The following is a 7907-nucleotide window of genomic DNA, read 5'->3' as shown; positions in this document are numbered from 1 at the left end:
AACGACCTGGGAGAGTAAGTTATCGCCAGTTAAAAGGTCTATTGATGCAAGTTTACCTTTGTCAATAGGCTTTTTATTTTAAATACTCCTTTTAAAATTAGTAAAATATTTTGCTTTAATTATTCCACAATGAGTTATCTCATTACATATTAAAGGTAAAAAGATCTTCCTTATTGGAAGGTTTTTTTATTATAAATTTTTATTTTTATTACGGGCAAAAGGGGTAATAATAGATTAGGTGATATTATGAAAAGTAAAACCGCGAAAGTTTTTAAAATTTTATTTATTATTGCAGCAATTTTATTTGTTCTTGCAATGATTTTATTTGCAGCTGCCCAAATTTATTTTTCTCCAACTCCAGAGTCAAAGAGAAATAATTCTGTTCATGGTGTTAGGGTAAATATAAAGGTGTCAAATGATGAGAGAAAACCTATTGTAAGGACCTTTGAGAGAGTTAAGTTTGAAAGTATGCCTGAAAGCAAGGTCATGAAAGTAAGGGATAAAATTGCTGGAAGGATTGAAGGGGATATTCCTTGTATTCATTTAAACGATGATAATAAAATTTATTTTGAATTTGCTAAGAATGGAAAAGTTTATGAGCCAGAAACTCCGAAAATAAAAATCTTTGCCTCTGCCTCTCACTATGATGACAAAGAGAGGCAGAGAGTAATAGAAGGCGAGCTAGATAGGCTTGACGACGGCAGATACTATTTTGAAACTAAAAGATATAGCACTCAGTTTGAAAAATATTTTTTGGAATACCTAAGAGTTGAAATTTATTATACTATTGATGGCGTGGACTATGTTTCTACCTTTGGGACCTTCCAAGGTAATGGCGATGATGGGACAAACTACTTTGAAAATAATGAGTTAGAAGAGCCAATTCCTCCAGAAGAATAGGACAAAAAGATCTTCCTTATTGGAAGATTTTTTATTGCAAATTTTTATTATCAATTCTTAAAGGGGTAATAATTAATTAGGTGATATTATGGTAAAAAAACTTATTAAGATTTTTTCTATTATTTTTATTCTGCTGGTGATTTTTTTTGTAGGTCTACATATTTATCGTTCTCCGAAGCCAGAACTAAAAAGGAATAATTCTGTTCATGGGGTCAAGGTAAATATAAAGGTGTCTAATGATGAAAGGACACCAATTATTAGGACCTTTGAGAGAGAAAAATTTGAAAGTTTGCCTGAACAAAAAGTTATGAGGTTAAGGGATACAATTGCCGGAGCTATAGAAGGAGATATACCTTCAATAGATTTAAATAAGAATAATAAATTTTATGTCGAATTTTCTAAAAATGGAAATGTTTATGAGCCAGAAACTCCAAAAATAAAAATCTTTGCCGACTCTTATTATAATGACAAAACAAGGGAGACAGTCATAGAGGACGAGCTAGATAGGCTTGATGATGGCAGGTATTTTTATGAGACTAAAAGATATAATACTCAGTTTGAAAAATATTTTATGGAATACCTAAGAATTGAAATTTATTATACTATTGATGGCGTAGACTATGTTTCTACTTTTGGAGCCTTTCAAGATAATGCCAATGACGGGACAGACTTTTTCAATAACGAAACTTTAGACACGCCAATACCACCTGAAGACTAGGACAAAAAAAGACCTCAGCAGTGATGTTTAACCATCAAAGCTGAGGAATTTTTCTTTTTTATAGAAATTTAAGTTTGTTATTATTTTAAGTCGAATAAAATTACTTCTTTTGCAGCCAAGGATTTTTTTATGTCGATTATCCTTTGGTTTGATGAGCCGCGGAATCTTAGTTTTAAATCCTTTAGGGCTTCTACAAATCTTCCGTCTACAAGGACGTCACACTCTTTTAAGAGATTTTTTTTATCTTCGTCCTTTAAGATTTCTTCATAAGTATAGCCAGAGAAGATCCAAATTTCCTTTTGGACTTCTTTTTTTATGTCACGAATAACTTTTAAGAGGTCCACTTCATTTTGAAAGGGCTCACCGCCAAGTAGCGTAAGCCCCTTTACTTCATCTAGTTTTAAATAGTCAATGACTTCTCTTGTTTCCTTGTCTGTCCAAGCTTCGCCAAAGTCAAAGTCTTGGTACTCCTTGTTAAAACAGTTGTGACAATTGTGAGTGCAACCTGTGACGAAAATTGTGGTTCTTATGCCAGGTCCATTTGCCACATCATACTTTCTTATTTGCGCATAATTCATTAGATGTGTAGCACCCTTGCGTTGATTTCCTTTGTACGACCTTCGTTCCAGAAATTTTCACCAAGGTAGCCACAAGTACGCCTTACAACGCTAAGAGTTGACCTATCAGTGTTGTGACATTGTGGACATTCCCACTGACCTTCATCGTTAAGTTTTATTTCTCCATCAAAGCCACATTCAGAGCAGTAGTCTGATTTTGTGTTGAACTCTGCGTATTGAATGTTGTCGTAAATAAATCTTACAATTGTTTCAAGTGCCTCTAGGTTGTGACCCATGTTTGGTATTTCTACATAGGATATGCAGCCACCAGTTGACTTGTCTTGGAATTTTGCTTCAAAGGCAAATTTTTCGAAGGCAGAAATTTCTTCACGAACATCAACATGGAAGGAGTTGATGTAGTAACCCTTGTCAGTTACATTTTCGATAATGCCAAATCTTTCCTTGTCAATGTTGGCAAATCTTTGTGTAAGTGACTCTGCAGGTGTTGCATAAAGTGTGAACTTAATTCCATATTCCGCAGTCCATCTTTTTACTGCATCGTTTAGGGCATCCATGATTCTCATGGCAAAGGCATAGCCCTTCTTGTCAGTGTGACTTACGCCCTTAGTTAAGATTGTTGCTTCATAGATCCCAATGTAGCCAAGGGAAACTGTGGAGTAACCATTGAGTAGTAGTGGAGCAATGGATTTGTGCTTGCCAAGTCTTGCAATGGCACCATGTTGCCAGTGAATTGGAGATGAATCGCTAGATACTTTCTTTAAGTGTTCGTAGCGAAGAAGCCCAACTCTCTTCACTAAGTCTAATCTCTTTTCTAAGATTTCAAAGAATTTTTCTTCATCTCCACCAGCTAAGATTCCAATTTGAGGTAGGTTAATGGAGCAAGCGCCCATGTTAAATCTTCCTTCAAACTTGTAGTTGCCCTTTTCGTCCTTGTATGGAGGAAGGAAGGCACGACAGCCCATTGGAGAGAATACATTGCCTTCGTAGTTGGCACGCATTTTCTTTGCAGAGATGTAGTCGGGGTACATTCTCTTTGCAGTACATCTAATGGCAAGGGAAGTCAAATAATAATACTTGGAATCCTTGTTGATGTTATTTTCATCAAGAACATAAATTAATTTAGGGAAGGCTGGAGTAACATAGACTCCTGCATCGTTTTTTATACCTTGAATTCTTTGTTTCAAAATTTCTTCGATAATCATGGCAACTTCGTCAACATATTGGTCATTGTCTTCAAGCCACATGAAAAGTGTAACGAAAGGTGCTTGACCATTGGAAGTCATGAGAGTGTTTATTTGATATTGAATAGTTTGAATTCCGCTTTCAAGATCCTTTCTAGTCATTTTGTCTGCCATTTTTTCAGCAAGTTCTATGTCGCCCAAAGTATCTAGGGCAAGGTTTAAATTCTTTTCGTAGGATCTTCTTAAGTATTTGCCGAGACAAGAGATGTTAATACTTTGTCCGCCGTATTGGTTTGATGCAATTTGTGCAATAATTTGTGTCATAACATTGCAGGCAACTTGGAAGGATTTTGGAGTTTCGATCATCTTTCCGTTGACAACAGTTCCATTGTCAAGCATGTCCTTCATGTTGACTAGACAGCAGTTAAAAATAGGTTGGATAAAATAATCCATGTCGTGAATGTGAATAGCACCTGATTCATGTGCCTCAACTAAATCTGCAGGAATCATTTTTCTCTTGGCAATGTCCTTGGACACTTCGCCTGCTATTAAATCTCTTTGAGTAGAGGCGATGATGGCATTTTTATTTGAGTTTTCGTCCATTAAGTCTTCATTAGTTTCGTTTAAAAGACCTAGTATGCCCTCATCAGTAGTATTTTGTTCACGCTTATATTGTTGAACTGACTTGTAAGATTCGTAGGCTCTGGCAGTGGCAGGATTGTCATTTTGAATCAAACGGTAATAAACTTCACTCTCTATGTCGTAAATTGAAAGAGGAAGTTCCTTATTATTTGCAAGGGCTTCAATTTCCTTGGCAATTTCTAGTGCCTGGTTTTCTACATATACACCAGAACTTGAGTGCATGGCTTTTTCTATGGCGATTACGATTTTTTCTCTATCGAAATCAACTTTTTTGCCATTTCTTTTAATAACTTGTGGCATTTTTACCCATCCTTTCTAAATAAATTTTATTTTTAATACTTTTTTAGATAGATATAATTATACTACATGTAGTGTTTAATTTCCATCAAAAAAACAATATATTGTGCTTTCTCTTAAATTTTACAAAAAGATAAATATTTTGCAAGAAATTAAATTTTTTTCATCCTTTAGTAGTAATTGGAAAAAATTTTTTTCATAAACCCCATAAAAGATTTATTTTGCTTTTCAAATGAACTTTAGAGCTTTAAATGATAGAATATAGGTAAGAGAATAATTAAAAGGAGAGTATTATGAAAAAATTTTTATTGTTACTTACTTTATTTATAGGACTTTTACTTCCAAAGGGAGCTTTTGCAATTTCAGCTTCTCCCAACAATGATTCTTACATGAAGATCATTGACCCGGGTAATGAAGAGAGGACCCTACCCTTCTCCACTTACAACATCAACGACTACAATTACTTTAAGCTTCGCACACTGGCAAATTATATGAATCACACAGTGAAGAAGTTTGATGTTAAATATGATGAAAGTAAGGACGCAGTATTTAGTAGCACTGGAAAAAAATATGCTGACTATGACGCTCTAGAAATCGTAAAGAAAATTTATGGAGATAAGGAAGCCTATGAAACAAGGCAAAAAATATTTATTGACGGCAAGGAAATAAAAATTGCCGGATACAATATTGATGGCAACAATTATTTTAAGCTTCGCGATTTAGGAGCTGCCCTTGATTTTATGGTGGACTATGATAGCAAAGATAAGTGTATAATCATTAATCCACAACTTTCTAGTGGCGAAAAGGGAAAAACTACAAGTGAATTCACTCCAAAAGCTGAAGAAAATAGGGCTCTTTCTGGAGAGATTTTAGGCGCGGAAAATTCATTTTGTTACATCCCTGCCAGCGGAAACCCAAGAAAGCTAAATCTTATGCCAGGCTATGTGGCAGAGATAAAAAATTCTAAAATTACTAGCTTTAAGGAATGTGGAGATTCCATTAACCTTCCAAAAGACACTGCTCTTATTTACATGAACTATAGTGCTTTAAAAAACAAAAGCCTTGGCATTGATGGCAATGATGTAAGCATGAGTCAATCCTATTTAAACAATTGGTTTAAGAAAAATATTTTTGTGCCCTTTGTAAAGGCAAAGAAGCTTAATGCTTCAAATAATATGTATGAAATTAAATACATGGAGCTTGTAAATCTTGATAAAAAATATGAAAATGTATCTTATATTTTTAATGCCCCAATAGAAGAAAGATATGAAATAAACTATGGAAATAATTCTGATCTTGTAAATTTCACTGCAGATAAAAATCAAGTTTATGGTCTTGCCAAAAAGGGAAAAAACATTGGATTTAATTGGTGGTATGCCACTTCTCCACAAAATTACAATGAAAAAATTGAACACATGATAAATTATGCCCTAAGCGTTCAGGGATTCTCCTATGATCAATATGATTGTTCAGGTCTAGTTGGTGCTGCAGCTGATGTTGCTGGCTTTGACCTTGCGCCTGCCTACTCTTGGCTAATTGAAGGAAGCCCTTCTGTCAAAGAAATTCCAATGAAGGATTTGAGAAGAGGAGACCTTTTAAACAAGGCTGGCTCTCACATAATGATATACCTTGGCGACGGAAAGGTAGTTGAGTCTGTGCCACAGACTGGCGTTCGTGTTGCTCCCGTTAGGAAGAGTGGCTACAAGGCACTTAGAATTTTAGATATATGAGAAAGAGGGATAGCCCCTCTTTTTTATGATAGAATAGAAGAGAGAAAAATTTTAAAAATATGAGCTTACGAGGTTACTATGTTAAAAATATTTACTGATGTCTTGGATCCCTTCTTGTGGGGACTATTTCCCCTTCTTAGAAAATTTGAAAAAAAATATAAAAATTTTAACTACCAATTTGTCATGGGTGGACTAATTGGAAATTATGAAGAATTTCTACCTAAAAATTTTAGGGAGAAGAATTCCCTAGACCTGGGCAATAAAATTTTGTACGACATGTATAGGGCGACGGCGACTATAACAAAGATGCCAGGCTTTAAATCTGTGCCAGAACTTTTTACAGAAGACTACAAGTCCTCTTATCCACTAGATAAATATTTTCTAGCCTTTAAGGAAATTGACGAGGAAAATTCATCTGCCTACATGAGAAAAATTTTGGAAGAGGCAATAATTTTTGGGAAAAATATTTATGACTTAGAAGTGGAAAGGGAAATTTTAAAAAGTTTTAAGGTGGACTTTGATGAGTTTGTCTTTAATTACGAAAACAGCCACGACATTTTTCTTGCTAACAGGATGGAAGCCTTTGACTACAGGATAAAAAAATTGCCAGGATTTTTGATTACAGAAAATAATCGCGTCCTTCAAAATATTATGGATTTTGGAAGAATTGAGGAATTTTTCTTGGAAAACTTGGACCTAGAGGAGAGAGAGGAAAATTTATCTCAGGAAGAAAAAATTTTGGACTATATAAAGACCTACGACTTGGTCCTTAAAGATGAAATAAAAATAGTATTTGGCGAGGAAAATAAATTAGGGGACTTAATAAAAGACGGAAAAGTGAAAATTGAAGAAGTAAATGAATTTAAAATCTTAAAAATAAATTAAAAAATTTTTAAGTGAGTAAAATTTTTAGGAAAATAATTAGCCAAGGTGTTTGCCTTGGCTTTTTTAGTGAGAAATTTTTTATTTTTCGTGAACTTTTTTGCAAGTCATATGTTTAGTGTCAAGATAGTAAACTAGTGCCTTATCAAAACTTCTTTCCATAACAGCATCAACTTCTGAAAGGGATGGATAATATTTTGCACCAAGTTCTCTCAATTTTTTTGCAGAAAGTTCTCGGTCCTCCACTATTTCGATTTTGCCAAAGACCACCACGCTTTTAAGGTAATAGGACCAACCATTGTCAGAAAGTTCCTCATCGCCATAGGTCACAAAGGAGGCTTTGTTGTTATTTTTTATGCAGTCCACCTTGTAGCCAGTCTTGGCTCCGTGAAAATAAATTTTATTTTCTTCTTCATCATAAAAATAATTTATTGGGAGGGAATAGGGATAGCCCTCCTCTCCATTAAGGGAGAGGACCCCTCTTTTATTTTTTATAAGTAATTTTTTGGCTTCATCAAGGGGAAGCTCTTGCTTTATTCTTCTCATTTGTCTAAACATTTTGCACCTCTTTTTTATAATTATAGCAAATACTTTTACAAATATAAATTGACATTAAAATCGTGCTATAATTGAGTCATGAATAAATTATACAATGTTTTTAAAAATATAAAATTTTCAGAAGAGAGAGAAATTGAAGAAAGAATTTATGAAGATGAGAGCCTAAAAATTATTAGGACTATGTCACTCAATCAGGTCACTGGTTTTTACGACCAAGATGAGCTTGAGATTGTAATTTTACTTGGCGGCGTGGCTGAGATAGAATACGATGATGGAAGGATTATAAGTTTAGAAAAGGGAGACACGCTAGAGATAAGACCTCACCAAATTCACAGGGTAAGGAGTCAAGATAGGGCAGTATGGCTTTGCATTTTTAAGAAATAAATTTAAGAGAAAAGAAATAGGGAAGAGGTGAAACTCT

The 7907-nt window shown here is 34.4% G+C and carries 9 protein-coding genes; 5 read left to right on the top strand and 4 right to left on the bottom strand.

The window, feature by feature from the left end:
* Positions 1–246 precede the first annotated feature (246 nt).
* A complete protein-coding gene (locus tag HMPREF2801_RS03430; RefSeq protein ID WP_070610560.1) occupies positions 247–900 on the top strand; it encodes a hypothetical protein in 654 nt (217 codons plus the stop codon).
* Positions 901–988: 88 nt separating this feature from the next.
* Entirely contained in the window at positions 989–1618 is a 630-nt protein-coding gene (locus HMPREF2801_RS03425) for a hypothetical protein (RefSeq protein ID WP_070610559.1), read from the top strand.
* A gap of 80 nt (positions 1619–1698) precedes the next feature.
* Here the strand turns inward: HMPREF2801_RS03425 and nrdG are convergent, their stop codons facing one another.
* The 3 genes from nrdG to HMPREF2801_RS09595 all read right to left on the bottom strand — a co-directional run bounded on the left by nrdG (position 1699) and on the right by HMPREF2801_RS09595 (position 5204).
* A complete protein-coding gene (gene nrdG, locus HMPREF2801_RS03420) occupies positions 1699–2196 on the bottom strand; it encodes an anaerobic ribonucleoside-triphosphate reductase activating protein (RefSeq protein WP_070610558.1) in 498 nt (165 codons plus the stop codon).
* On the bottom strand, positions 2196–4319 hold the full coding sequence (nrdD, locus tag HMPREF2801_RS03415; protein ID WP_070610557.1) for an anaerobic ribonucleoside-triphosphate reductase: 2124 nt from the start codon (positions 4317–4319) through the stop codon (positions 2196–2198). Before nrdD ends, nrdG begins: the two co-directional genes overlap by 1 nt.
* 822 nt (positions 4320–5141) lie before the next feature.
* Entirely contained in the window at positions 5142–5204 is a 63-nt protein-coding gene (locus HMPREF2801_RS09595) for a hypothetical protein (RefSeq protein ID WP_371327449.1), read from the bottom strand.
* 44 nt (positions 5205–5248) lie between these two features.
* Between HMPREF2801_RS09595 and HMPREF2801_RS09590 the strand changes: the two genes are divergently transcribed.
* Both HMPREF2801_RS09590 and HMPREF2801_RS03405 read left to right on the top strand, forming a co-directional pair.
* Entirely contained in the window at positions 5249–6046 is a 798-nt protein-coding gene (locus HMPREF2801_RS09590) for a C40 family peptidase (RefSeq protein ID WP_371327448.1), read from the top strand.
* Positions 6047–6124: 78 nt separating this feature from the next.
* On the top strand, positions 6125–6931 hold the full coding sequence (locus HMPREF2801_RS03405) for a thioredoxin domain-containing protein (protein ID WP_070610555.1): 807 nt from the start codon (positions 6125–6127) through the stop codon (positions 6929–6931).
* 78 nt (positions 6932–7009) lie between these two features.
* Here HMPREF2801_RS03405 and HMPREF2801_RS03400 read toward each other — a convergent pair whose 3' ends face one another.
* The gene (locus HMPREF2801_RS03400; RefSeq protein ID WP_070610554.1) at positions 7010–7486 is read right to left on the bottom strand and encodes a pyridoxamine 5'-phosphate oxidase family protein; all 477 of its coding nucleotides are present in this window, start codon (positions 7484–7486) and stop codon (positions 7010–7012) included.
* Positions 7487–7564: 78 nt separating this feature from the next.
* Here HMPREF2801_RS03400 and HMPREF2801_RS03395 point away from each other — a divergent pair, with 78 nt between their 5' ends.
* The gene (locus HMPREF2801_RS03395; protein ID WP_070610553.1) at positions 7565–7870 is read left to right on the top strand and encodes a cupin domain-containing protein; all 306 of its coding nucleotides are present in this window, start codon (positions 7565–7567) and stop codon (positions 7868–7870) included.
* The last annotated feature ends 37 nt before the right edge of the window (positions 7871–7907 follow it).

Origin of the sequence: Peptoniphilus sp. HMSC062D09 (assembly GCF_001811425.1) — a bacterium.
GTDB lineage: Bacteria > Bacillota > Clostridia > Tissierellales > Peptoniphilaceae > Peptoniphilus_A.
This window is presented reverse-complemented; position numbering and strand designations above follow the sequence as displayed.